Annotated in this window: 21 protein-coding genes and 1 pseudogene; 12 read left to right on the plus strand and 10 right to left on the minus strand. The window is 71.1% G+C overall.

Annotated features, from left to right (window positions below):
• Window positions 1-25 precede the first annotated feature (25 nt).
• A complete protein-coding gene (locus tag JAP66_RS10550; RefSeq protein ID WP_199431457.1) occupies window positions 26-637 on the plus strand; it encodes a TetR/AcrR family transcriptional regulator in 612 nt (203 codons plus the stop codon).
• Window positions 638-678: 41 nt separating this feature from the next.
• Window positions 679-900 (plus strand): annotated as a pseudogene (locus tag JAP66_RS32065) (transposase); the annotation flags it as partial.
• Between the two features lie 132 nt (window positions 901-1,032).
• Here the strand turns inward: JAP66_RS32065 and JAP66_RS32070 are convergent.
• A complete protein-coding gene (locus JAP66_RS32070; protein ID WP_235998948.1) occupies window positions 1,033-1,299 on the minus strand; it encodes a hypothetical protein in 267 nt (88 codons plus the stop codon).
• Between the two features lie 155 nt (window positions 1,300-1,454).
• On the opposite strand from JAP66_RS32070, the gene JAP66_RS10560 reads away from it, so the two are divergent.
• Window positions 1,455-2,075: a hypothetical protein gene (locus JAP66_RS10560; protein WP_199431459.1), complete on the plus strand. Its 621-nt coding sequence runs from the start codon at window positions 1,455-1,457 to the stop codon at window positions 2,073-2,075.
• Window positions 2,076-2,148: 73 nt separating this feature from the next.
• Here the strand turns inward: JAP66_RS10560 and JAP66_RS10565 are convergent, their stop codons facing one another.
• A complete protein-coding gene (locus JAP66_RS10565; RefSeq protein WP_199431460.1) occupies window positions 2,149-2,934 on the minus strand; it encodes a metal-dependent hydrolase in 786 nt (261 codons plus the stop codon).
• Window positions 2,935-3,111: 177 nt separating this feature from the next.
• On the opposite strand from JAP66_RS10565, the gene JAP66_RS10570 reads away from it, so the two are divergent.
• Entirely contained in the window at window positions 3,112-6,330 is a 3,219-nt protein-coding gene (locus tag JAP66_RS10570; protein ID WP_199431461.1) for a S8 family serine peptidase, read from the plus strand.
• Window positions 6,331-6,366: 36 nt separating this feature from the next.
• Here the strand turns inward: JAP66_RS10570 and JAP66_RS10575 are convergent, their stop codons facing one another.
• Window positions 6,367-6,624, minus strand: coding sequence for a hypothetical protein (locus JAP66_RS10575; RefSeq protein ID WP_199431462.1), 258 nt, complete (start codon window positions 6,622-6,624; stop codon window positions 6,367-6,369).
• Between the two features lie 36 nt (window positions 6,625-6,660).
• On the opposite strand from JAP66_RS10575, the gene ligD (JAP66_RS10580) reads away from it, so the two are divergent.
• Window positions 6,661-8,094, plus strand: a complete 1,434-nt coding sequence (gene ligD / locus JAP66_RS10580; RefSeq protein ID WP_199431463.1) for a non-homologous end-joining DNA ligase — start codon at window positions 6,661-6,663, stop codon at window positions 8,092-8,094.
• Window positions 8,087-8,995 carry a non-homologous end-joining DNA ligase gene (gene ligD, locus JAP66_RS10585; RefSeq protein ID WP_199431464.1) on the plus strand — a complete coding sequence of 303 codons (909 nt, stop codon included), beginning with the start codon at window positions 8,087-8,089 and terminating at the stop codon, window positions 8,993-8,995. Before ligD (JAP66_RS10580) ends, ligD (JAP66_RS10585) begins: the two co-directional genes overlap by 8 nt.
• 57 nt (window positions 8,996-9,052) lie before the next feature.
• Here ligD (JAP66_RS10585) and JAP66_RS10590 read toward each other — a convergent pair whose 3' ends face one another.
• A complete protein-coding gene (locus JAP66_RS10590; protein WP_199431465.1) occupies window positions 9,053-9,772 on the minus strand; it encodes a dienelactone hydrolase family protein in 720 nt (239 codons plus the stop codon).
• Window positions 9,773-9,894: 122 nt separating this feature from the next.
• Between JAP66_RS10590 and JAP66_RS10595 the strand changes: the two genes are divergently transcribed.
• The 4 genes from JAP66_RS10595 (at window position 9,895) to JAP66_RS10610 (ending at window position 13,861) form a co-directional block, all read left to right on the plus strand.
• Window positions 9,895-11,505: an ATP-binding SpoIIE family protein phosphatase gene (locus tag JAP66_RS10595; RefSeq protein ID WP_235998908.1), complete on the plus strand. Its 1,611-nt coding sequence runs from the start codon at window positions 9,895-9,897 to the stop codon at window positions 11,503-11,505.
• Window positions 11,502-11,822: an STAS domain-containing protein gene (locus JAP66_RS10600; RefSeq protein WP_199431466.1), complete on the plus strand. Its 321-nt coding sequence runs from the start codon at window positions 11,502-11,504 to the stop codon at window positions 11,820-11,822. The genes JAP66_RS10595 and JAP66_RS10600 overlap by 4 nt, the downstream gene beginning before the upstream one ends.
• Window positions 11,823-11,975: 153 nt before the next feature.
• A complete protein-coding gene (locus JAP66_RS10605; RefSeq protein ID WP_199431467.1) occupies window positions 11,976-12,860 on the plus strand; it encodes a PaaX family transcriptional regulator in 885 nt (294 codons plus the stop codon).
• Window positions 12,861-13,027: 167 nt separating this feature from the next.
• Window positions 13,028-13,861 (plus strand): aldo/keto reductase, encoded by an 834-nt coding sequence (locus JAP66_RS10610; RefSeq protein WP_199431629.1) that lies wholly within the window; start codon window positions 13,028-13,030, stop codon window positions 13,859-13,861.
• A gap of 109 nt (window positions 13,862-13,970) precedes the next feature.
• Here the strand turns inward: JAP66_RS10610 and JAP66_RS10615 are convergent, their stop codons facing one another.
• Window positions 13,971-15,482: an MFS transporter gene (locus tag JAP66_RS10615; RefSeq protein WP_199431468.1), complete on the minus strand. Its 1,512-nt coding sequence runs from the start codon at window positions 15,480-15,482 to the stop codon at window positions 13,971-13,973.
• Between the two features lie 136 nt (window positions 15,483-15,618).
• On the opposite strand from JAP66_RS10615, the gene JAP66_RS10620 reads away from it, so the two are divergent.
• Entirely contained in the window at window positions 15,619-16,611 is a 993-nt protein-coding gene (locus JAP66_RS10620; RefSeq protein ID WP_199431469.1) for a sigma-70 family RNA polymerase sigma factor, read from the plus strand.
• 10 nt (window positions 16,612-16,621) lie between these two features.
• Here the strand turns inward: JAP66_RS10620 and JAP66_RS10625 are convergent, their stop codons facing one another.
• Entirely contained in the window at window positions 16,622-17,185 is a 564-nt protein-coding gene (locus tag JAP66_RS10625; RefSeq protein ID WP_199431470.1) for a TIGR03086 family metal-binding protein, read from the minus strand.
• Between the two features lie 137 nt (window positions 17,186-17,322).
• Complete coding sequence (locus JAP66_RS10630) at window positions 17,323-18,087, minus strand: alpha/beta fold hydrolase (protein WP_307849511.1); 765 nt, start codon at window positions 18,085-18,087, stop codon at window positions 17,323-17,325.
• Between the two features lie 181 nt (window positions 18,088-18,268).
• Between JAP66_RS10630 and JAP66_RS10635 the strand changes: the two genes are divergently transcribed.
• Window positions 18,269-19,099: an SAM-dependent methyltransferase gene (locus tag JAP66_RS10635; protein WP_199431471.1), complete on the plus strand. Its 831-nt coding sequence runs from the start codon at window positions 18,269-18,271 to the stop codon at window positions 19,097-19,099.
• A 15-nt stretch (window positions 19,100-19,114) separates the two neighbouring features.
• Here the strand turns inward: JAP66_RS10635 and JAP66_RS10640 are convergent, their stop codons facing one another.
• The 3 genes from JAP66_RS10640 to JAP66_RS10650 are packed head-to-tail and all read right to left on the minus strand — an operon-like array spanning window position 19,115 to window position 22,107.
• A complete protein-coding gene (locus JAP66_RS10640; protein ID WP_199431472.1) occupies window positions 19,115-20,179 on the minus strand; it encodes a type III polyketide synthase in 1,065 nt (354 codons plus the stop codon).
• On the minus strand, window positions 20,173-21,384 hold the full coding sequence (locus JAP66_RS10645; RefSeq protein ID WP_307849512.1) for an acyl-CoA dehydrogenase family protein: 1,212 nt from the start codon (window positions 21,382-21,384) through the stop codon (window positions 20,173-20,175). The genes JAP66_RS10640 and JAP66_RS10645 overlap by 7 nt, the downstream gene beginning before the upstream one ends.
• Window positions 21,385-22,107 (minus strand): methyltransferase domain-containing protein, encoded by a 723-nt coding sequence (locus JAP66_RS10650; RefSeq protein WP_199431473.1) that lies wholly within the window; start codon window positions 22,105-22,107, stop codon window positions 21,385-21,387.
• Window positions 22,108-22,145 lie beyond the last annotated feature (38 nt).

A 22,145-nucleotide genomic window follows, 5' to 3' on the forward strand; every position in this document is an offset into this window, starting at 1 on the left:
TCCGTCCATACGCTAGGCTGGTCGCATGACTCAACGCGTGCCGTCCGGAGCGGCCGTTCTCAAGCCGGACGTCACCGCCGCGATCGTCACGGCCGTCCTCGCCGAGCTCGTCGAACGCGGTTACGCCCGGTTGTCGATGGAGGGCGTCGCCAAGCGGGCGGGTACCAGCAAGAGCGCCCTGTACCGTCGCTGGCCCACCAAGCAGGACATGGTGCTTGCCGTCCTCGCCGACATCAGTGTGCCCATGGCCGACATTGTCGAGACCGGTGACCTCCGCCGGGACATGCGTGCCGCCGCGGAGTCGATGGCGGCCTGGCTCGGCGCGGAGCCCTACGCCAAGATCATCCCCGACCTGATTGCCGAGGCGCACCGGACACCCGCACTCGCCGAGGCCATCTCCGTATCGATAGCGGAGCCGCGGCGCGCTTACCTGCGCTCACTCCTGGAGCGGGCGATCGACCGGGGCGAGCTCCCAGCGGACACGGACATGGAGTTGGCCCAGGACATCGTGGCCGCGCTCATCTACTGGCGCATGGTCGTGCGGCAGGCGCCGGTCGAGCCGCACTACCTCGACCATGTCACCGACACCGCCCTGCATGCTCTCGGGGCCACCGGCACGGCAACGCGAGAAGCCTGACCGGAGACCGCGGACGCCGGGCCGACGCAACCTCGCGCCTCTTGCTGTCGCGATGCAGCGCGGACGAGACGTTATGGCGCAACTTCCTGCCCGGTCTGGAGCAGCGCGGGCTCTGCGGAGTCAAGCTGGTGATCTTGGACCAGCATTCCGGGCTGGCCAATGCGTTGAGGTCCTCGACGTCAACGCCGAGGACCTCAACGGAGCCGTCGTGCATTACCGTCGTTGCCCGTCCAAGGATGTCAAGCGTGAACAGAGCTACCCAGGGCACCTGCCAACAGTTCAGCCCTGCATGCCGAAAACCGGCACGCAGCGCCCCGGCCTTGCCACGTTCGTCCGCGCAGCCACAGGCAACTGGCCTACCGAGGGGACGGACGGGATGGCTTCGGGGTTTCAGGTCAATCTGGCGGCCTTCGACAGCGCGAAAGAGGCGGTCGACGCTGCGTCACGCATTCCAGCGCATTGGCGACGGCGCTCGAGCACAACATCAGCTCGCTGCGCGAGCGGGAGGGGCTCTCCGGGATTTCGGGATCACCTGAATGTTTCAGGGCCTGCTCGGTGAGTTCGGCAGGGAATGGCTGGCCCAGATGGACCAGTTCGTCGTCGAGGAACGCGCTTTCGTCGAGTTTCTGAAAGGTATGTCGCAGCGGCTCCAGGACTCGCACAATCTCTACCTGGAGGCCGGTCGAATCATGTGGGCCTGCTCGATGAGATCGGCCGCACCCTCGACCCGGTGTTCACCGGGCCAGGTGGGAACGCGCCCGCGCCGGCGGGCTGGATCGAGTACCTGGCCCATCCCGAGGAGAACCAGGGGCCTCGGGTGACCGAGTTCCGCAACGGTGCGGCCTGGGAGACGACGCGCAAGCTGCCCTGGGACGAGTACGAGCTCGTCAACGAGCGGTCCGTGCTGTCCGGCCAGAAGATCGGCAGCTTGAACGAGCAAGGCGAGGTGTCGAACACGCAGGTTCTGGGCGCGACGTTCGATCTGCTCGAAGAGGTGCGCCTCGGGCGGGACATAGACCTGACGGTTCCCGACCAGACCGCCGATGTGTGGACGAGCCTCACCGAGAACCTCGGTTTCGCGCTGAACGAGCAGTGGGCCGAAGGCCAGCCCCGTGCCCGATTCGTCCAGCTGAAGCAGTGGTTTGAGAACCACCGCGATCCGGCGTTGTCGGAGATGAACAAGTTCCTGGTCGCCTATGCGGGCATTCTGATGAAGGCCAGGAGTGACATCAACGAGCTGATGGGCAAGCTGGTGGACGCGCTGAACAGGTCGGTCGCCTCGAACCCGATCGAAGGGATCGCGTTCTTCCTTTCGGCGTTGGAAGAGGTGCTGAACCTGACCCTCAACTTCCCGAAGACGCTCAAAGATGCCACCTTGACCGTGGTCAGCCGGGCACTACCGTGGGACACGAGAACCTCCGGCTCGGAGTGGGCCTGAGACAAGCCACATCCCACCCGGAGGTTCTCCGTTCAACCAGGCACGCCGCCACCAACGTCCCGGCCGGGTACACCTAGTTGCCCGCCTCGACGACCGGTGCGCCGAACGTCCCCTGCGCGAACTCGACCAGCGCGGGCCACACGCCCGGCACCAGCAGCACCGCCACCACAGTGCAGACCGGGAACACCAGCCTGTTCTCGACGCCCTTGCCGGTGCGGAACCGCAGCCAGCCCGGCGGCCGCAGCTCGTACCACGTCTCGCCCGCGATCGGCAGCGGGAACAGGAACGGGCACCCGGACTCGGTGAGCGCGTCACCGAGGCAGTGGGTGACGCAGCCTGCCGCCACCGCGATGCCGAGCAGGCCAGACACCGCGTCGAGCTGGCCGAGCGCGTTCGGGCTGTTCTCGTGGACCCACCACACCACCGCGCCCCCGGCCACCGGGAGCAGCCAGTCGCCGAGCGCGTCCTCGGCGAGCAGCAGGCCGAACAGCACCACCCCCGCGACCACCCACGGGCCACCGGCCGCCGTGCCCGCCGCGGTCGCCCCGCCGAGCGCGGCGGCGAACAGCACGGTATGGGAGAGGTGCCGGTGCGTCCCGGAGTGCCGCTCGTCGCGCGGGCCCTTGGTGACGGCGTAGAGGCCGGACGACGCCTTGCGCAGCAGCCAGGACACCACGCCGGTGAGCGGGCCGAGCAGCTTGGACGCCCGCGCGCCGGGATGGTCCAGGTCGGGTAGCAGGGCGAACCCGGCCGTGGTCGCCGCGAACACCAGCGCCTGCGCCGGCGAGCCGATGCCGACGACCGGCGCGAGTCCGAGCCCGGCACACCAGCCGGTGAGTGCGTGCGTGCGACCCATCATGGGACGAGTCTCCCCGACCGCGGCCGGAAGTTGATCAGCGACCCGCGCGGAGTTGATCAGGGCACGGGCGGCGCTGGATCCCTACGAAAGTAGGGAATTTCATGCGGTTTCATCCGAAAGTGAAGCTTTCGTGAAGTGAGCTGCGATGCTCCGGGCAGCCAACGGGAGGTCGAAGTAGTGACAGAGCAACGATCACGATGGTTGAGACGGGCGAGCGCCATCGCGCTCGCCGGGACCGTCGGCGTATTCGGATTCAGCGTGCCGCAGGCAACCGCCCAGGAAGAGCCGCCGCCGCAGCCCGGCGACGAACGACAGCTCGACCAGGAGGACCGGACGCTGCTCGCGGAGGCGGAGAACGCGGGCAAACGCGAGATCACCCTGCTCGTCGCGGCGCAGCGAGGGCGCGCCGACGCCGCGGCGGGGGAACTCCGTTCGATCGGCGGCGACGTCGAGTCCGCCGACACGAAGCTCGACTATCTCAAGGTCACCGTGCCGATCGAGCAGGCCGAGCGGGCGCCGAAGCTCCGTTCGGTGGAGGCGGTCGACGTCGACGGGCTGATCGAGCGGGACGAGCCCGCGCCCGTCGGCGCGACCGACCCGATCCCGCAGCCCGCACCGGACGCGAACACGCCACGGATCAACCCCTACCTGCCCACCGGTGACACCAAGGCCGCGCAGTTCGGCCTGGTGTTCCCGTTCTGGGACGGCCGGGGCACGACCGTCGCCATCCTGGACACCGGCGTCGATCTCGATCACCCGGCACTGGCGACCACCAGCACCGGCGAGCGCAAGATCGTCGACTGGTACACCGCCAACGCCCCCAACTCGGGCGACGGCACCTGGGTCGCGATGTCGGAGGAGACCTACTCCGGCACGTTCTCGGCCGCAGGCCGCGAGTGGACCGCGCCGGAGGGCGAGTTCTCCTTCGGCGTCTTCAGCGAGACGGCGGGCGACCTCGGCACGGCGAACAGCGAGACCGGCGGCGACGTGAACCGCGACGGCGACAGCGACGACTCGTGGGGTGTCCTGCGGGACACCGGATCCGGTGCGGTCCGGGTCGATCTCGACGGCGACGGTGACTTCACCGGCGAGGACCCGATGACCGACTACGCGCAGCGGCAGGACGTCGGCTACTTCGGCACCGACGACCCGGACACCGCGACCACCGAGCGAATGGCGTTCGTGGTCCAGACCGACCGGCCCGGCTTCGTCAACATCGGCCTCGCCGGTGGCGCACACGGCTCCCACGTGGCCGGCATCGCCGCGGGCAACGACCTGTTCGGTGGCCGGATGGACGGCGCCGCGCCGGGGGCGAAGCTGATGTCGATCAAAGCCTGCCTTTCCACACCGTCCTGCACGGCGAGCGGGCTGATCGACGGGGTCGTCTACGCCGCCACGCACGGCGCGGACGTCGTCAACATCTCGATCGGCGGCCTGCCCGCGCTCAACGACGGCAACAACGCCCGCGCCGAGCTCTACAACCGCGTCATCGAGACCTACAACGTCCAGCTGTTCATCTCGGCGGGCAACAGCGGCGCCGGCGCCAACTCGGTCGGCGACCCCTCGGTGGCGACCGACTCGGTCAGCGTCGGCTCCTACATCACCGACGACACCTGGCTGTCCAACTACGGCTCCGAGTCGGCGGAGGCCGAGTCGCTGCACCCGTTCTCCTCCCGGGGACCACGGGAGGACGGCGGCTTCAAGCCGAACGTGATGGCGCCCGGTGCGGCCATCTCGACGATCCCACGCTGGCAACCGGGCGGCCCGGTGCCGGGCACGTACGAGCTGCCACCGGGCTACGCGATGTTCAACGGCACCTCCATGGCGGCCCCGCAGGCGACCGGCGCGGCCGCCCTGCTGGTGAGCGCGTACAAGGCAACGCACAACGGTGAGCGGCCGAAGGTGGCCGCGCTGCGCTCGGCGATCTCGTCCACCGCGCGCTTCGTGGACGGTATCGAGGCCAACGCGCAGGGCGCCGGCCTGATGAACACGCTGTCCGCGCTGTTCGCGTTGCAGGCCGACCGCGGCAGGCCGGACACGGTGACCACCTCCGTCCCGGTGCACACCGTGCTCTCGGGACAGCTCGACCCGCCGGACACCGGTGTCGGCATCCACGACCGCGAGGGCGTCACGGTCGGCGAGGCCTACACCCGCACCTACACGCTGACCAGGACGACCGGCGCCGAGCGACCGGTGACCTACCACGTCCGCTGGGTCGGCAACGACGGCACCTTCGCCAGCGCGCGAACGGTGCGGCTACCGCTGAACCGGCCGGTCCGGTTCGACGTGCGGGTCGATCCGGCGTCGCCGGGCGCCCACTCGGCCCTGCTCCGGCTGGACAGCCCACGGACCATCGGCATCGACGCGCAGACCATGAACTCGGTCTTCGCTCCGCTGGAGTTCGGCCAGGCGAACCGGTTCCGCGCGGAGGCGGCCGGCGACATCGGCCGCAACCAGGCCACCAGCGTGTTCGTGCGGGTGCCGGAGGGCGCGGGCTCGCTCAAGGTCGACATGGTCGCGGGCGGGCCGCCGGGCAAGGGCCAGGTGCGGTTCCTGCGCTACGACCCGACAGGGGTGCCGATCGACTCGACCTCCTCGCTCAACTGTTACAACCCGGACGCGGGCGGCGGTTGCGCGGGCGGAACACCGACCAGCCGGACGGTCACCGACCCGATGCCTGGCGTGTGGGAGATCGTGATCGAGTCGCGCCGGACCTCCGACGTGGAGGTGGCGCCGTGGTCGATCGCGGCGTCGGTGCAGGGCACGACGGTCAGCCCCGACCCGGACGTCATCGCCGAGGCGGCCATCGGTGAGCCGGTGGATCGGGAGTACACGGTCACCAACACGCTCGGCGAGTTCACCGGGCGGCTCACCGGCGGCCCGCTGGACAGCGCACGCGTCGAGCGGCCGAGCATCGCCGACGGGGCAGCGCAGGAGTACACCGTCGACGTGCCGGCGGGAGCGAGCTCGCTGACCGCGACGATCGGCAACACCTCCGACGTCGGTGCGGACCTGGACCTGCTGGTCTACGACTGCACGGGCGGCGCCTGCGCACTGGCCGGCTACAGCGCCGACGGCGACTCGGAGGAGTCGGTGACCATCGCCGACCCCGCGGCAGGCCAGTGGCGGATCGAGGTCGACGGCTACGCGGTGCCCGCGGGCAGCACGGAGTACGACTACCTCGACCTGTTCGCGCTGCCGGGGCTCGGCACGATCGACGTCACCGACGCGGACGCACCGCGTCCGGCGGGGGCGTCGTGGACGGTGCCCGCGACCGTGACGGCGAACGCGCAGCCGGGTGCGGAGCGCGTGCTGCGCGGCCTGGTGACCGTGCGCACGACGGAGGGCCTGCGGACCGGCGGCGGCACGGTGATCGTCGAGTCGGTCACCGGCTGACACGGCGTACGAACGAGCGACCCCGCGCCTTGCGGTTCAGGGCGCGGGGTCGTCGCGTATCACGTCCTCGAGCACCTGGACCGACTCCACGTCCCGCCGCGCGGCGAGTTCGTCGACGGCCGCGACGGGCAGCTCGGCCCGCAGGTACCCGGTGCGCTCGTCCTCGGAGTCGACGCGTCCGCCCAGTGCGGTCACGGCAGCCGCCATCGACGTCGGCGCGAGGATCAGCACCGGTACCGCCTCCGTGCCGCGGGCACGGGCGCGGGCCAGTAGCCGCCTGCTCCGTGCGTCCATGCGTACATACTCCACGAAATGGGGTAGACCGGTCTCATGGCAGCGTCCAAGCTCGAGGAGTACCGCCGGAAGCGGCACGCGGAGCGCACGCCCGAGCCCGTGCCGGACGGCGACGGCACGCCCCGCGGCGCCGACGACACGTTCGTCATCCAGGAGCACCACGCGCGGCAGCTGCACTGGGACGTCCGGCTCGAACGCGGCGGGGTGCTGGTGTCCTGGGCCGTGCCCAAGGGACTTCCGCCCGAGCCGGGCACGCTGCGGCTGGCCGTGCACACCGAGGACCATCCGCTCGAGTACGCGACGTTCGAGGGTGAGATCCCCGAGGGCGAGTACGGCGCGGGCCGGATGACGATCTGGGACAGCGGCCGCTACGAGACGCTGAAGTGGAGCGACCGCGAGGTCGCGATCGTCCTGTACGGACAGCGGGTCCGCGGCAAGTACGTGTTCTTCCGGGCCGGTGAGGACTGGCAGGTGATCCGGTCCGACCCGCCGGAGGACGAGCACTGGACGCCGCTGCCCGAGCTCATCGAGCCCATGCTCGCCACCACGGGCACGCTGCCGCCCGTCGAGGCGGACGACGACTGGGCTTACGAGTTCAAATGGGACGGTGTGCGGGCGCTGGCCCGCGTCGAAGGTGGTCGCGCGACGCTGTTCTCCCGCAAGGGCAACGACATCACCGGCACCTACCCCGAGCTGCGCGGGCTCGGCGAGCAGCTCGGGATGACGCAGGCGTGGCTGGACGGCGAGATCGTGGCGCTGCGCGAAGGCAGGCCGAGCTTCAAGGCGTTGCAGACCCGCATGCACGCCGGAGACCAGCGCGCCCGGCAACTGGCCAAACACCAGCCCGTCACGTACCTGATCTTCGACCTGTTGCACCTCGACGGCCGCTCGTGCCTTTCCCTGCCGTATCACCGGCGGCGCGAGCTGCTGGAGGCGCTGGAGCTGAGCGGGCGGCACTGGCAGCTCTCGCCCTGCTTCCCCGGCGAGGGCGCGGCCGTGGTCGAGGCCGCGGCCGAGCAGGAACTGGAAGGGGTGATCGCCAAGCGGGCCGCCGCCCCGTACTCGCCGGGACGGCGCACCACCGACTGGCTCAAGATCACCGACCTGCACACGCTCGACGCCGTGATCGGCGGCTGGCGGCCCGGCGAGGGCAAGCGGTCGGACACCTTCGGCTCGCTCATGCTCGGCCTGCCCGCGGAGGGCGGGCTGCGCTACATCGGCCAGGTCGGCACCGGCTTCACCGAGGACATGCTGCGGACCCTGCTCGGCAAGCTGCGCAAGCTGGAGCGCAAGACATCACCGTTCGTCACCGAGGTTCCACGCGACCGCGCACGCGGTGCGCGATGGGTGAGCCCGAAGCTCGTCGGCGAGGTGGTCTTCAAGGACTGGACGGCGGACGGCCGGCTGCGCGCGCCCGCGTGGCGCGGACTGCGCCCGGACATCGACCCGGAGGAGCTGGACCGTGGCTGAGGGGCAACTGGTCGAGGTCGCGGGCCGCAGGCTCCGCGTGTCCAACCTGGACAAGGTGCTGTACCCGGAGGACGGGTTCACCAAGGGTGAGGTCATCGACTACTACGTGCGCGCGGCGCAGGTGCTGCTGCCACACGTGCGGGACCGGCCGATGACGCTGAAGCGGTACCCGAACGGCGTCGAGGGCAACTCGTTCTTCGAGAAGGACGTCTCGCGGCACGCCCCGGAGTGGGTGCGCACCGTCTGTATCGAAACCCCCGGCAGCTCACGGGGCGCGGAGAAGGCCGACTTCGCGCTGGTGCAGGACCTGCCGACGCTGGTGTGGGTGGCCAACCTGGCGAGCCTTGAGCTCCACGTGCCACAGTGGACGGTCGGTCCACGCGGCGCCATCCGGGATCCGGACCTGCTGGTGTTCGACCTCGACCCCGGCTCGCCCGCGACGATCGTCGAGTGCTGCGCGGTCGCGCTGCGGCTGCGCGAGGAGCTGGAGTCGGAAGGTCACGCGGCCTACCCGAAAACCAGTGGTTCCAAGGGAATGCAGGTCTACTCGCCGGTGCGTACCCGCTCGGGCGAGCGCACCGGCGAGTACGCAAGGGGCCTGGCCGAGCGGCTGGAACGGGAGCTGCCCGAGCTGGTGGTTTCGCGGATGACCAAGCGGCTGCGGCCGGGCAAGGTGCTCATCGACTGGAGCCAGAACAACCCCAAGAAGACCACCGTGGCGCCCTACTCACTGCGCGCCCGCCCGGCTCCGACGGTGTCGACGCCGATTCTGTGGGACGAGGTCCAGGAATGCCGTCAGCCGGCGGATCTGGTCTTCACCGCCGACGAGGTGCTCGACCGCATCGACGAGCACGGCGACCTCTTCGAGCCGCTGCTCGCCAAGGACCGCCCCCGCCTCTGACGCCGTGTCCGCGTCCCACGTACGCGTGTCCGCGTCCCGGGGCGCGGACACGGCCGCTCAGGCCGGGTACTTCAGGTGGTCCTCGAAGAAGGCGAGCGTGCGGCCCCAGGCGAGGTCGGCGGGCTCGCGCTCGTGGAGCGACGGCGCGTCGAAGTTCGAGAACGCGTGCCCGGCGTCGTAGTGGTGCACCGCGATGTCCGGCCTGCTGGCCACCGCCGCCTCGACCGCCGCCACCTGCTCGTGCGTGATGTAGGGATCGCGGTCTCCGTAGTGGAACATCATCGGGCACTCGATCGCCTCGGCCTGGTCGAGCATCTCGTGGATTCCGGAACCGTAGTACGACACCACGGCGTCCGGCCCACGGCCGTCGGCCCGGACCGACGTCGCGAGCAGGTAGGCCAGCTTGCCGCCGAGGCAGAACCCTACGCCGCCGGCGCGGCCGTCGCACGCCGGCAGCGCACGCAGGTGCGCGAGCGCGGCGGTCATGTCGGTGACGGCCGCGCCGAGGTCCATCCGCCTGGCGAGTTCCATGCCCTCGGCGATCCCGGACTCGTCCTTGCTCTCGAAACGCCGTTGCAGGCGCCAGAACATGTCCGGCACCAGGGCGAGATACCCGGCCTCCGCGAGCGAATCCGCCAGCCCGCGCATGTTGTCGTTCACGCCGAACACCTCTTGAAGCAAGATGATCCCTGGGGCCGGGACCAGGTCCGGCACGGCCAGGTAGGCGTCGAACACGCCTTCGTCCGCCTTGATGCTCTCGTCACGGTTGGCAACCACGCGGTGATCTTCCCCGCCGCGGCCGCCGCTGCCAACCCCTGCGAAAGTGGCAAGGTGCACCCTGCAACCACGGCCGCGTGCGTCCGCTGACGCCACATCTACGTGCGGTTATGCTCCCGGACATGGCGATGGTCAATTCGTCCGACAGCGCCGAGGACCGCCTCCGCCGGATAGAGGCGGTCACCGATACGACGCTCGCCCATCTCGGTGTCGAGCAGCTTCTGCAGGAATTGCTGGCCCGCGTCCGGGAGATCCTGGGTACGGACACCGCGACAGTGCTCCTCCTCGCCGACGGCGGCCAGCACCTGGTCGCGACCGCATCCTCCGGTCTCGAGGAATCGGTGCGCCAGGGGGTGCGGATCCCGGTCGGCGAGGGCTTCGCCGGCCGGATCGCGCAACGGCGCGAGCGGCTGGTCATGCAGGAAATCACATCGACCACCGTGCGCAACCCGATCCTGTGGCAGAAGGGCGTCCACTCGCTGGCCGGTGTGCCGCTGCTGGCCGGCGGTGAGCTGATCGGCGTGCTGCACGTCGGCTCGATGCTGCCGAGGGACTTCACCGACCAGGACCTCCAGCTGCTGGAGCTCGCGGCCGATCGCGTCGCACTGGCCACCCGGACACGCCAGGCACGGGTCGAACGGGCGGCCGCGGCGGCACTGCAACGTAACCTCCTGCCCGCCCGGCTGCCCCGCATCATCGGCATGGAACTGGCCTCCAGGTACGTACCCGCGGAGGAGGCCGGGGTCAGCGGCGACTGGTACGACGTCTTCACGCTGCCCTCGGGCTGGCTGTGCGTCGCGATCGGGGACGTGGTCGGGCGCGGACTCACTGCGGCCACCGTGATGAGCCGGATGCGCACGGCCACCCGCGCGTACGCTCTCGACTCCAACGATCCCAGCGAGGTGCTCAGCAAGCTGGACTCGCACATGCGTCACTTCGAGCCCGACGCGATGGCGACGATCGCCTACGGGATGTGGGAGCCTTCACTGGAGCGGCTGCACATCTCGCTCGCGGGGCACCTGGCACCCGTACTCGCCGCCCCCGGCGACCCCGCGGCACCGGCAGAACTCCCGGTCGACCCGCCCATCGGCGCCGGTTCCGCTCCGCTGCGACGCAGGACCAGCACCATCACGGTCGCGCCCGGCACGATGGTCCTCTTCTACACCGACGGGCTGGTGGAACGGCGGCACCGTCCGCTGGAGGTCGGATTGCAACTGATCTGTGATGCGATGCGGACCGACTCCGCGGAAGCCATGTGCGCTGCGGTGATGTCGAAGCTCATCGACGCGGACCCGACCGGCGACGACATCGCGGTACTCGCCATCCGCAGACAGACCGCCGAGGAACTACGTAGGCTGGAGCTTGAGTTCTCGGCGGTGCCGGACTCGCTGAGCGAGATCCGTGCTGCGTTGCGTCGTTGGCTGCCCACGGTGGGTGCCTCGGACGATGACATCGCGGATCTGCTGGTAGCGGTCGGCGAGGCCAGCGCGAACGTCGTCGAGCACGCCTACGGCCCGCTCGGAGGTACCGTCGAGTTGCACCTCGCAGCCAACGACCGGGAGGTGATTGCCACGGTCAAGGACAACGGGAGCTGGCGCCCCCCACGAGGCCAGCACAGAGGCAGGGGCACGCAACTGATGCAGCACCTCAGTGACGACGTGCGGTTCGAGCACGGACCGGACGGCACGAGCGTGCAGATCCGCCGACATCTGACAGGTGGCAAGTTCCCATGACCACCGCGAACGTCGAAGTGCGTCCGCACGAGGAAAAGAAGATCGACATTCTCGTCAGCGGAGAGATCGACCTGTCGAATTCCGCAGCCGTTCAGGACGACATCTTCGCGGCGATCACCAACCACCTCCTCGCGGTCCGCGTCGACCTCGGGGGCCTGACCTACATCGACAGCGCCGGCCTGCGCATTCTCTTCGCACTCGCCGACCGGCTTCGGCTGTTGCAGACGACGTGCGAGATCAGCGCGCCGCCCGGCTCGCCGACCAGGCGGGTGATCGAGCTCTCCGGTATCGACTCGCTGGTCCACCTGCACGTGTGACCGTCGGCGGCACCGCTTTTCGTCCCCATGACGGCCGCCGACCCTCCGTCGAAGAGCCGGCAACGGAGCGCGACCGGCTCCACTGCTGAGCGTCGCTGACCTGACTAGGATCGACGGGCATCGGCGCGGTACACGGCGTTGCGGGGAGGTCCGATGGGGACGCAGGGCGGGGCGGAAGAACCGAGCGGCACGCCGTGGCAGCGACCGCAGGGCATCCTGCTCAACTTCTTCGCCGCCCACCTGCTCGGCCGGGCCGAGGCGGTCTACTCCGGCAGCCTCATCGAGGTGCTGGCCCGAGTAGGGGTCGGTGAGCACGCGGCCCGGTCGACGCTGTCCAGGATGACCCGGCGCGGGCTGCTGGCGCGCCACCGCCGCGGCAAACGGGTCTACCTCGGCCTCACCGACTACACCTCGAAGGTTCTCGAGGAGGGCAGCCGCCGGGTGCGGCACGCGGTGAACCGCGACTGGGACGGTCACTGGACCATGCTCGGCTTCTCACTGCCGGAGACCCGCAGGGCCGACCGGCACCTGCTGCGCTCCCGGCTCGCGTGGGCGGGCTTCGGCCCGTTGCAGAGCGGCCTCTGGATCAGCCCGCGCTCGATCGAGGTCGAGGAACTGCTCGAAGGACTCGATGTCGCCGATCACGTCAAGGCCTTTCGCGCGAGCACCCTGCGCCCCACGGACATCCAGGAGATGATCGCCGACGCGTGGGACCTGGACGAACTGGCCCAGGGCTACCGCGGCTTCCTCCGCCGGTGGGACGTGCCCGACCCACTGGCAGCCACCGATGACGTCCTCGCCGGCCAGTTGCTGATGCACACCGAGTGGACCCTCTTGCTGCGTAAGGATCCCGGCCTTCCGCTGGCACACCTACCTGCGGACTGGCCTGCCGTTCGCGCGGAGCACGTGTTCGTGTGCACACGGGCGGCGTTCGCGCCCCACGCCGAACGCGAAGTGACGGAGCTCGTCGAGCGCATCGCCGTCGATGAACAGGCCGACACGCCCGTACGCCGCGAGAAGGCGAAGCTCCCCGCCTGAGCCGGCTGTGGCGCGACCGGGTCCGGGCAGCATGTCCACTGTGGAGTCCATGGTCCACTTTGCCCTTGGTGGTCTCGCCCCGTCGACGATCCACCCCGCCGGGTGAGGACCACACGTGTGCGTGTTGCGCCGAACCCCGGCGCACGGGAACACTCACGGCCATGGCGATGCGGTACCTGAAGTTGGGCTCCGGCGAGCGGCTGCCGGTGCTGGGACAGGGCACGTGGGGCATGGGCGAGCGCCGCGGGGAGCGGGACAACGAGGTGACGGCCCTGCGGCACGGCCTCGATCTCGGACTCGGCCTGATCGACACCGCGGAGATGTACGGCGACGGTGGCGCGGAGGAGGTCGTCGGCGCCGCCGTCGCGGGTCGTCGCGACGAGGCGTTCCTGGTGAGCAAGGTGTTGCCGCACAACGCGAGCAGGCGTGGGACGATCGAGGCCTGCGAACGCAGCCTCGCGCGGCTGGACACCGACCGGATCGAGCTGTATCTGCTGCACTGGCGCGGGAACGTGCCGCTGGCGGAGACGCTGGAGGCGTTCACCCGGCTGCGCGCCGACGGCAAGATCCGGCACTTCGGCGTCAGCAACCTCGGTCCGGACGACATGGCCGAGCTGTGGTCACAACCCTCCGGCGACGACGTCGCGACCGATCAGGTGCTCTACAACCTGACCCGCCGCGGCCCCGAGTTCGACCTGCTGCCGTGGTGCCGCGAACACGCCGTGCCCGTGATGGCGTACTCGCCGATCGAGCAGGGACGCCTGCTGGACGACGCCGTGCTCGGCAAGGTCGCCGAACGGCACGAAGCGACCCCGGCGCAGGTCGCGCTCGCGTGGGTGCTGCATCAGCCGGGGGTGTGCGCGATCCCGAAGGCGGCGAACCGCGAGCACGTCGAGCAGAACCTCGCCGCCCTCGACATCACGCTCACCGCGGAGGACCTCGCCGACCTCGACGCCCGGTTCCCACCGCCGACCGGCCCGAAGCCGCTGGAGATCCTATAGCCCGCGAGTCCCCCGCCCAGACCCGCGAGTCCCCCGTTCGCGGCCCCGCGAGTGCGGAACTCGCGGGCCCGAGTGCGGGACTCGCGGGCTCCAGCGGGGGACTCGCGGGTTACGCGCGCCGCAGCAGGGTCGCGGCGAGCACCGCCAGCACGGCGAACCCCGCGGCACCGACACCGCCGACGATGTTCAGCGCGCCGGTGAACGCCGCGTGCGCATTGCCGAGCAGCTCACCGGCGACGACACCGTCCAGCTCGCGGGCGGCCAGCACGGCGCCGTTGAGGCTCTCCCGCGCCGCCCCGGCCAGCTCGGCAGGCACCTCCGCGGGCACGACGACCCGGCTGCCGTACACGGCCGCGCCGAGGCTGCCCAGCGCGGCGAGGCCGAGCGCGATCCCGAACTCGTTGCTGGTCTCCGACACCGAGGCGGCCGAGCCGGCCTTCTCCTTGGGCGCCGAGCCGACGACCAGATCCGTGCCGAGCGCTGCAGCCGGTGCGATGCCCACGCAGGCCAGGCCGAAGCCCACGATCAGCGGTGCCAGCCCGCCGGGCCCGCCGACCTGGGTGAGCAGCAGCGCACCCGCGGTCCCGATCACCAGGCCCACCGTGATGACGTGGACGGGCCGGTACCGCTGGGCGAGCCGTGGCGCGAGCTGGGTGCTGGCGATCATGGCGATCGCGGGGACCGCGAGCCACATGCCCGCTCGCAGCGGTGTGAGCCCCTCGACCAGTTGCAGGTAGAGCGGGATGTAGAGGAACGTCCCCGCCATCAGGACCCCGCCGATCATCATGATCCCCAGCGCCGGGCCGGCCGAGCGATGCGCAAGCAGGCGCAGGTCCAGCAACGGATCGGCGAGTGCGCGCTGCCGGGCCACGAAAGCGAACCCGATCGCCGCGCCCACCACCACGGCGACGACCGGCACGGTGTGCCAACCGTCCTTCGCCAGCTCCTTGAGGCCGTAGACGATCGGCAGGATGGCGGCCAGCGACAGCGCGACGCTGGCCAGGTCGAGCCTGCCCGCACCGGGATCGCGGTACTCGGGCAGCAGCAGCGGGCCGGCCAGCAACAGCACCGCCATCACCGGAACCGCCAGCAGGAACACCGCGCCCCACCAGAAGAACGCCAGCAGCACGCCGCCGACGACGGGCCCGATCGCGGTGCCGACCATGAAGCAGCTCATCCAGACCGCGATCCCCACCGCACGCTGCCGCGGATCGGGGAACATGTTGCTGATCAGGGCCAGCGTCGAGGGCATCAGCGTCGCACCGGCGATCCCCAGTACCGCACGGGCGGCGATCAGCATCTCCGCGTTCACCGAGTACGCGGCCACGAGCGAGGCGACGGTGAAGGCACTCGCACCGATCAGGAGCAGCCTGCGCCGGCCGATCCGGTCGCCCACGGTCCCCATCGTGACCAGGAACCCGGCCACCAGGAAACCGTAGATGTCCAGAATCCACAGCTGTTGCGCGCTGCCCGCGCCGAGATCGACGCTCAGGTGCGGCAGCGCCAGGAAGAGCACGCTCATGTCGAGCGAGACGAGCAGCGTGGGCAACGCCAGCACGGCGAGCCCGATCCATTCCCTGCGGCCGGCCCTGGCGGCGGGCTCGGCGAGTGTCGGCTGCATGGCAGATCCTCCTCACGACATCACCGGGTAGGACCCGCCACGGCCGCGAAACTCATCGGTGCCCCGATGAGTTCGGAGTTCGCAGCCGGTCGGTACAGGAGAAGAGCTAGAGTCGCCTCAGGGTGGGAGGAGAGGCATGACGACGGCACCGGAAACGATCGACGACGACTTCCTGCGGGAGGCCGACCCGTACCGGCGGGAGCTGCTGGCGCACTGCTACCGGATGCTGGGCTCGCCGCACGATGCCGAGGACCTGGTCCAGGAGACGTATCTGCGGGCGTGGCGGGCCTACGACAAGTTCGAGGGCCGCTCGTCGCTGCGCACCTGGCTGCACCGGATCGCGACCACCACCTGCCTGACCGCGCTGGAGAGCCGCAGCAGGCGCCCGCTGCCCACCGGGCTCGGCGGAACGAATGCCGACCCCGCCGACGAGCTGGTGGATCGGCCGGAGGTGCCCTGGCTCGAACCGCTGCCCGACGCCGTCAGTGTGGACGAGGGCGATCCGGCCACCGCAGTCACCGCGAAGGAGAGCGTCCGGCTGGCGTTCGTCGCGGCGCTGCAGCACCTGCCACCCCGCCAGCGCGCCGTGCTCATACTGCGCGACGTCCTGAAGTGGCGGGCGGCCGAGGTCGCCGAGGCGGTCGGCATTACGACCACCGCCGTCAACAGCACCCTGCAGCGCGCGCGGACGCAGCTGGAACGCATCGCACCGAAGCAGGACGAGGTCACGGAGCCGTCGGGCGCGCAGGAGCGGGAGCTGCTCGAACGCTACGTCACGGCGTTCGAGCGCAAGGACGTCGACGCGCTCGTCCGCTTGTTCACCGAGGACGTCGTCTGGGAGATGCCGCCCTACGCCGAGTGGTACCGGGGCCGCGTGCACGTCGGCAGGCATCTCGGCTCCCGGTGCCCGGCACGGCCCGGACTGGTCCGCATGTTGCCCGTGCGCGCGAACGACCAGCCCGGCTTCGCGATGTACCTGGCGGACCCGGCCGACCACACCACCTACCGCGCGTTCACCGTGCAGGTGCTCACGCTCACCGCCCACGGGATCGGCCACGTGGTGAACTTCATGGACCCCGAGGTGTTCACGCTCTTCGGCCTGCCACTGACCCGGCCGGCCGTGCCGTAGCCCGGCTCGCTCAGCCGGGATGCCTGCCGAGGAAGGCGATCAACCGGTCGCCCGGGCAGGCCGGCTCCGGTAGCTCCACGGAGGCGGCGAACCGGCTCGGGCGGTCGGCGTCGCCGACCAGCAGTGCCGCGAGTTCGAGCATCTCCTCCGCCAGCGGTGTCGGGATCGGCCGGTGCTGCCCGCACGCCCGCGCCACGTCCCACCCGTGCACGGCGACCTCCAGCGCGCCCGCGCACCCGACGACCGCCGACGCCAGAGGGCTGCCCGCGATCGAGATCACCCCCGCGTCGCGGGCTCCCGCCCATGCACCGAGCAGCACGCGCGCCCGGTCGCGCACCGTGGCGACCGGATCGGCGCCGGGGTCAGCGATCCGCACGTCGAGATCGACGCTGCCGTCGTCGGCGGCCTCCTGCAGGGCGTACAGCGAGTCGTTCAGGTGGGCGAGCAACGCGCCCAGATCCCAGTCCCGGCAAGGTGTCGGGCGGCCGAGCGCGCCCGGCGGGACGGCCCGAAGGCTGCCGAGAGTGTAGTTGATCGCGCGTTCGAGCAGGGCAAACCCGGCGGGCGATGACATCCGCTCTCCCTTCGCCGCGCGGTGCGGTCCGTGCCGTCCCCAATACAGACCGTGTGGAGGCGCCGGAGTCATCGGTGCGGGCGGAGCCGGGCGCGCCGCTCGTGAGTGCGCAGCCGAGTTCTAACTCGCGTACGCACTCACGAGCGGCTGCGCGCCGAACGGACGATCTCGGCGAGCGGGCCGGGGGCGGAGAAGTTCATCGCGTGCGGCGCACCGGGGACCTCGGTGAGCCTGCCGTCCGGCAGCCGCGCGGCGACCTCCTCGGCCCAGCCTCGCGGCACGACCGGATCGCGGCTGCCGCGCACCACCACGGCGCGTGCGCGGACGTGCGGGAGCTTCCGCCCGACCGGATCGCCGAGCAGGTGGCGCGAGGTTCTCAGGATCCGGCGGGGTCCGCAGCACAGGTAGTCGCGAGCGAGGACCAGCAGCAACGCGGGGCGTTCGCGCGGGACGTCGGCGAGCAGCCGGCCGGCCTGGCCCAGTACCGACCGGGCCCGGCTGCCCATGCTGGGCCCGTTGAGCACGATCGGCCCGACCAGCTCGGGACCGTGCACGGCCAGGTCCACGACGATCTGGCAGCCCGCGGAGTTGGCCACGAGCAGAGCGCCGCCCCGGCCCGTCGCTCGCAGCCAGTCGGCCAGCGCACCGGAGAGTCCCCGCACGTCCAGCGCCGCCGCCGGACCGGGGGTGCGGCCGAAGCCGGGCAGGTCGGGAGCGCTCACCCGCATCGTGGTCGCGAGCTCCTTCGCCAGCGGCAGGAAGTAGCGGTGCGAGCAGCCGAGCCCGTGTACGCATACGACCTCCGGCGCGCCGGGCGGCCCCGATACCGCGGCGTGTACGCGGGTTCCGGCCGCCGCGGTGAACTCGGCGTGCTCCCAGCCCCTCGTCGGAGCCGTCAGCACCGGCGACGTCCGCGCCGGTCGCTGGGTCCCATCTGCCGCATGTACCCGGACGGCGGCACCGGGTAACCACGCCGTGGCCGGACGCTCGCCGGAAGATCACCGGCCGCTTGCCCGCGCCGGGTGTGATTGTCCTAACCTTGGGGTGATCCGACGACCGCGCAGTGTGCCAGTGGAGTGCCAGATGCCGACCAACGAACAGGCCCCGGTTCCCGTGATCGACACCAGCGTCGCGAGTGTCGCGCGCGTGTACGACGCGTTGCTTGGCGGCAAGGACAACTACGAGGTCGACCGCGTGGTCTATCGCTCGGTCCTGGAAGCCTCGCCCGAGGCGCCGCGTACCGCGACAGCGATCCGGCAATGGCTGGTCAGGGTCGTGCGCTGGCTGGCGGGCCCCGCGGGCATGGACCAGTTCCTCGACCTCGGCTCCGGCCTGCCGACCGTGGAGAACACCCACGAGGTGGCGCAGCGGGTCAACCCCGACGCCCGGGTCGTCTACGTCGACAACGACCCGGTGGTCAGCGCGCACGGCCGGGCCCTGCTCGAGGAGAACGACCGCACGCACTTCGTCGAGATGGACCTGACCGAGCCGGAGCGGGTACTCGCCCATCCGGCCGTCACCGAGAACCTGGATCTGGAACGCCCGTTCGTCCTGATGCAGTGCAACACCCTGCATCACCTGATGGACGACGAGAACCCGTACCAGATCATGAAGACCTACGTCGACGCCCTGCCGTCCGGCTCCTATGCCGCGCTCTGCCACTTCTGGGACCCGGCGGAGGAGAACGCCGAGTTCAGCGCGTTCGCCAGGGACATGGAGCAGCGCCTCACCGGCAGCACGATGGGGTCGGGCCGGTTCCGGACCCGGCAGGAGATCCGCTCCTACCTGGACGGCCTCGAACTGGTCGAGCCGGGCCTGGTGATGCTGCACGAGTGGTGGCCCGAAGGACCAAGGCTGGAGCCGCTGACCAACATGGATCAGGTCTTCCTGAGCGGGGTCGCCCAGAAACCGTAGGCCGGTCTTCCCTGCTCACGCCGGTCCGCCGCGCAGCAGCGCGGTATAGACGGTCAGCCCGGGCCCGAACGCGATCGCGACCGTGGGCCCGCCGTCCAGCGCGCCGGTGGCACGCAGTTCCTCCAGCACCAGCAGCACGGTCGCCGACGAGCAGTTGCCGTGCTCGGCGAGCACGGAGCGGGAGGCGGCCAGCGCCCGCGGAGGCAGGTCGAGCGTTCGCTGCACGGTGTCGAGGATGCGCGGCCCGCCTGGATGGACGGCCCAGTTCCGGACGTCCCCGGTGCCGAGGCCGTGCCTGGCCAGCAGGTTGCCGAGCACCGCGGGCAGGTGCTCGGCCAGCACGTCGGGCACCCGCGGGGAAAGGCCCATCCGGAAGCCGAGGTCGGTGACGTCCCAGGTCATGTGGTCGGCGGTGCTGGCATCGGTGAACGCCGCGATGTCCACCAGCTCCAGGCCGGTTGACGGCGCCTCGCCGCCGTCCGGTCGTGGTCGCAGCACCACTGCCGTGGCGGCGTCGCTGAACAGCGCGTGCGAGACCACCTGCTGCGGATCGGTGGTGGGTGGCTGAACGTGCAGCGAGGTGAGCTCAAGACAGAGGAGCACGGCGGGCCGCCCGCGGGCGACCACGAAGTCGGCGGCGCTGCCCAGCGCGGGCAGGGCCGCGTAGCAGCCCATGTGCCCGACGAGCAGTCGCTGCACCTCGGGAGGCAGCCGGAGCGACGCGGCCAGCTTGGCGTCCACGCCCGGTGTGCCGTACCCGGTACACGAGGCGACGGTGAGCTGCCCCAGCTCCTCGGCGGCGAGACCGGCCTGGGCCAGCGCCGCCCTTACCGCCCGGTGCGCCAGCGGCGGGGCCTCCTCGGCGTAGCGGCGCATCCGGTCCGCGGTGGACCACCGGGACAGGTCCTCGCGGACGGGGTTGGCGACGGCATGCCGCCGCAGCACTCCGGAGCCGTCGAATATCCGCCGTGCGACCCGGCTCGAGTCGAAGTGACCGCTGAAGAAGCCGTCCCACATCGCCTGCTGGTCGACCGTCTCCGGCAGCGCCGAGCCCACCCCGGCGATGGTGGCGGTCACCATCGTGGCGTCCCGCCGTCGTTCTCCGGATCGCCGCCGAGGGCCGCGACGCCCAGCCAGTCGGCGCAGACGTCGGAGGTGGCCGGTTGCAGCGCACCGCAGCGCGCGTCGCGGTAGATCCGTTCCAGCGGGTGGCCGCGCCGGGTGGCCGACGTCCCGGCGGCTTCGAGTACGGACGAGGCGACCTGCGCCGCCGTGTCCCCGGCGGTCAGCTTGGCGCGCCACACCCAGCGGTTGGTCTCCGGCGTCCCCGGCTCCGCGGAGACCCTGGCCGCGGCCTCCCGGACGACGAGGGCGGCGGCCGCGGCGGCGGCGTCGGCACGCCCCAGCCGTGAGCGCACGGCTGGCAGCGAGTCGAGGCCGCGCCGCCGCAGGTGCGCCGCACCGGCCTCGATCGCCGAGCGGGCCACGCCCGCGTACACCGCCGCGTAGGAGGCCACCAGCCACTGCGGCATTGCCTGGGCCAGCAGGATCGCCAGTCCTTCGACCCCACCGAGCAGGGCATCCGGTTCGACCTCGACGTCGAAGTGCACGTCGTGGCTGCACGTGGCGCGCATCCCCATGGCATCCCAGGTGGGCTCGACCCGCACGCCCTCGCCGGCCGGGATCACGAAGTAGGACACCTTCGGCTCGGTGGAGGCGGCGTCCCTCGCGGCGAGCAGGTAGCCGTCGGCGTGCCCGGCACCGGAGACGAACGTCTTGCTCCCGGTGACGCGGAACCCGCCGTCCACCGCGCGGTACTCGGTCGTGATTCTGGACAGCCGCGAACCGGCGCCGCGCTCGCTCATCGCAACGGCGTACAGGGCGCCCGAGGCGGCTTCGGCGAGCAGCCGGTCACGGGTGACGAAGAAGCCGTCGGTCGCGCCGAGCTGCCGGACGAGCTCGTCGGGCGTGTGCGCCAGCGCTCCGGTCACCGACGCGTGCATGTTGAAGATCAGCGCGGTGGCACCGGCGCCGCTGCCGATCGCCATCGCGACCTCGGCGTAGTCGGCGAAGGACGCGCCGGTCCCGCCGAGCCGGGCGGGAACCATCAGGCCCAGCAGGCCGCTCGCCCGCAGGTCGGCGAAGTCCGCCGCCGGGAAGGCGCCCGAGATGTCGTGTTCCTGGGCCCGCTCGGCCAGCCGTGGCGCGAGCGCCGAGGCGATCTCCATGGCCGCGGTGGGGTCGGGTGGTGATCCGGTGGTCGGGACGGTGTCGGACAACGGCACTCAAACCTCCTTGCGGCCATATCCCTGGAACAGCACCGCGGTCGTTCCCACCGGCAGCATCCGGACCGTGGAGCGGCGACCGGCGGTCCAGGCCAGCAGGCCGGTCAGTGAAGGCCGGATACCCCGCAGCGCCAGGCGCACACCCCGCCGCGCGCATTCGTCCACGAGGTCTGCCCGGTCGACCAGCAGCGCCGGATCGTGCACGCCGCGCGGGGCGATGCGCGGCACCCGCTCGGCGACCCCGATGGCGAGCCACCGGCACAGCGCCGTCGCCGCGAGCGTATCGAGCACCAGCAGCCCGCCGGGGCGGAGCAGCCGGCACGCCTCGGCCACCGCACCCCGCAGGTCGGGCACGTGTTCGAGGATCTCTCCGGCGACCACCACCTCCGCGCAGCGGTCGGGCAGCGGTACCGCGAGCACGTCGCCGAGCAGCGCCTGCACACCGTGCTCCCTCGCCTGCCGCAGCGCACGGTCCGAGCGGTCGACGCCGATGTGCCGGTAGCCCTTACCGGCCACGTGCGGCGCCAGCAGACCCGCGCCGCAGCCGAGATCGACCAGGACGGCGCCCGGTCGCGGCGCCGGCGGAACGAGCTCGCCCCTGGCCACGGCGAGCCAGTGCAACATCGCGAACGCGCCCCTCGGCCGCCACCACTGGTCGGCGAGCCTGTCGTACAGCGCGGGATCGTTGGGCACCACCCGCTCGCGCGCCCTGGCTCGCCACATGCCGCCAGGCTGGCACACTCGCAGTGGTGGGGCATCTC

Origin of the sequence: Qaidamihabitans albus (assembly GCF_016464705.1) — a bacterium.
GTDB classification, from domain to species: domain Bacteria; phylum Actinomycetota; class Actinomycetes; order Mycobacteriales; family Pseudonocardiaceae; genus Qaidamihabitans; species Qaidamihabitans albus.

Bases quoted from the DNA above. Each gene is read 5' to 3' on its own strand.
- JAP66_RS10550 (WP_199431457.1), top strand. From the start codon at position 26: ATGACTCAACGCGTGCCGTCCGGAGCGGCCGTTCTCAAGCCGGACGTC.
- JAP66_RS10565 (WP_199431460.1), bottom strand. From the start codon at position 2,934: ATGATGGGTCGCACGCACGCACTCACCGGCTGGTGTGCCGGGCTCGGA.
- JAP66_RS10575 (WP_199431462.1), bottom strand. From the start codon at position 6,624: ATGGACGCACGGAGCAGGCGGCTACTGGCCCGCGCCCGTGCCCGCGGC.
- ligD (WP_199431463.1), top strand. From the start codon at position 6,661: ATGGCAGCGTCCAAGCTCGAGGAGTACCGCCGGAAGCGGCACGCGGAG.
- JAP66_RS10595 (WP_235998908.1), top strand. From the start codon at position 9,895: ATGGCGATGGTCAATTCGTCCGACAGCGCCGAGGACCGCCTCCGCCGG.
- JAP66_RS10600 (WP_199431466.1), top strand. From the start codon at position 11,502: ATGACCACCGCGAACGTCGAAGTGCGTCCGCACGAGGAAAAGAAGATC.
- JAP66_RS10605 (WP_199431467.1), top strand. From the start codon at position 11,976: ATGGGGACGCAGGGCGGGGCGGAAGAACCGAGCGGCACGCCGTGGCAG.
- JAP66_RS10610 (WP_199431629.1), top strand. From the start codon at position 13,028: ATGCGGTACCTGAAGTTGGGCTCCGGCGAGCGGCTGCCGGTGCTGGGA.
- JAP66_RS10615 (WP_199431468.1), bottom strand. From the start codon at position 15,482: ATGCAGCCGACACTCGCCGAGCCCGCCGCCAGGGCCGGCCGCAGGGAA.
- JAP66_RS10620 (WP_199431469.1), top strand. From the start codon at position 15,619: ATGACGACGGCACCGGAAACGATCGACGACGACTTCCTGCGGGAGGCC.
- JAP66_RS10625 (WP_199431470.1), bottom strand. From the start codon at position 17,185: ATGTCATCGCCCGCCGGGTTTGCCCTGCTCGAACGCGCGATCAACTAC.
- JAP66_RS10635 (WP_199431471.1), top strand. From the start codon at position 18,269: ATGCCGACCAACGAACAGGCCCCGGTTCCCGTGATCGACACCAGCGTC.
- JAP66_RS10640 (WP_199431472.1), bottom strand. From the start codon at position 20,179: ATGGTGACCGCCACCATCGCCGGGGTGGGCTCGGCGCTGCCGGAGACG.
- JAP66_RS10650 (WP_199431473.1), bottom strand. From the start codon at position 22,107: ATGTGGCGAGCCAGGGCGCGCGAGCGGGTGGTGCCCAACGATCCCGCG.